This is a genomic window from Paenibacillus sp. sgz302114 (assembly GCF_056120345.1).
This window is the reverse complement of record NZ_JBVYOI010000032.1, coordinates 1-1,215: the sequence shown is the minus strand read 5'-3', so window position 1 is coordinate 1,215 and position 1,215 is coordinate 1. Positions and strand designations below refer to the sequence as shown.

Annotated in this window: 9 tRNA genes and 1 rRNA gene; all 10 read left to right on the top strand. The window is 51.0% G+C overall.

Annotated features, from left to right (window positions below):
- Positions 1-139, top strand: a 23S ribosomal RNA gene (locus AC0LWF_RS27755); the annotation flags it as partial.
- 112 nt (positions 140-251) lie between these two features.
- Positions 252-328: transfer RNA gene (locus AC0LWF_RS27750), tRNA-Ile, on the top strand.
- A gap of 8 nt (positions 329-336) precedes the next feature.
- Positions 337-412: transfer RNA gene (locus AC0LWF_RS27745), tRNA-Ala, on the top strand.
- A gap of 19 nt (positions 413-431) precedes the next feature.
- Positions 432-507, top strand: a tRNA-Asn gene (locus tag AC0LWF_RS27740).
- Positions 508-512: 5 nt separating this feature from the next.
- A tRNA-Ser gene (locus AC0LWF_RS27735) sits at positions 513-603 on the top strand.
- Between the two features lie 19 nt (positions 604-622).
- Positions 623-697, top strand: a tRNA-Glu gene (locus tag AC0LWF_RS27730).
- Positions 698-766: 69 nt separating this feature from the next.
- Positions 767-842, top strand: a tRNA-Val gene (locus tag AC0LWF_RS27725).
- A gap of 13 nt (positions 843-855) precedes the next feature.
- Positions 856-932: transfer RNA gene (locus AC0LWF_RS27720), tRNA-Met, on the top strand.
- A gap of 35 nt (positions 933-967) precedes the next feature.
- A tRNA-Asp gene (locus tag AC0LWF_RS27715) sits at positions 968-1,044 on the top strand.
- 14 nt (positions 1,045-1,058) lie between these two features.
- A tRNA-Phe gene (locus AC0LWF_RS27710) sits at positions 1,059-1,134 on the top strand.
- Positions 1,135-1,215: the final 81 nt, after the last annotated feature.

Here is a 1,215-nt window from a genome sequence, read left to right as displayed (position 1 = left end):
ATCTAAGCGTGAAGCCCCCCTCAAGATGAGATTTCCCAGTACGTAAGACCCCTGAAAGACGATCAGGTTGATAGGTTCGAGGTGGAAGCGCGGCAACGTGTGCAGCTGACGAATACTAATCGGTCGAGGGCTTATCCTAACGTCTCTTCTTAGAGACAACCAGCTAAATGTTTTGCATGAAATCATATTCAGTTTTTATGGTGTCATCTTTGAATAGAATGAAGACTCCCACCTAACCGTGGGTTTTTTATTGGCCTTTAGCTCAGCTGGTTAGAGCGCACCCCTGATAAGGGTGAGGTCGGTGGTTCGAGTCCACTAAGGCCAACCATTCCCTTTGGGGCCATAGCTCAGCTGGGAGAGCGCCTGCCTTGCAAGCAGGAGGTCAGCGGTTCGATCCCGCTTGGCTCCACCAATTTTTTTTATAAAACTATTCCCTGATAGCTCAGTTGGTAGAGCACTCGACTGTTAATCGAGTTGTCACAGGTTCGAGTCCTGTTCGGGGAGCCATTTCTGGAGAGCTGTCCGAGTGGTCGAAGGAGCACGATTGGAAATCGTGTAGGCGCTAACCGTGTCTCGAGGGTTCGAATCCCTCGCTCTCCGCCAGAAATTTTTATCGGTATCAGGCCCGTTGGTCAAGTGGTTAAGACACCTCCCTTTCACGGAGGTAACAGGGGTTCGAGTCCCCTACGGGTCACCATTAATTACCAGAAAAAAAGACTTGCATTCGATATTGTAATTGAGTTAAGATATTACTTGTCGCTGTAATGGAGGCTTAGCTCAGCTGGGAGAGCATCTGCCTTACAAGCAGAGGGTCGGCGGTTCGATCCCGTCAGCCTCCACCATATAACTTAATGACGCGGGGTGGAGCAGCTCGGTAGCTCGTCGGGCTCATAACCCGAAGGCCGCAGGTTCAAATCCTGCCCCCGCAACCAAAACAATTCGGTTATATACCGAGCATTAGTAACGCGGAGCCGTGGTGTAGTGGCCCAACATGCCTGCCTGTCACGCAGGAGACCGCGGGTTCGAATCCCGTCGGCTCCGCCATTTAATCAAAGTTCGGCTCGGTAGCTCAGTTGGTAGAGCAGAGGACTGAAAATCCTCGTGTCGGCGGTTCGATTCCGTCCCGAGCCACCATTTAAGAATTAAATATGCCGGTGTAGCTCAGTTGGTAGAGCAACTGACTTGTAATCAGTAGGTCGTGGGTTCGACTCCTAT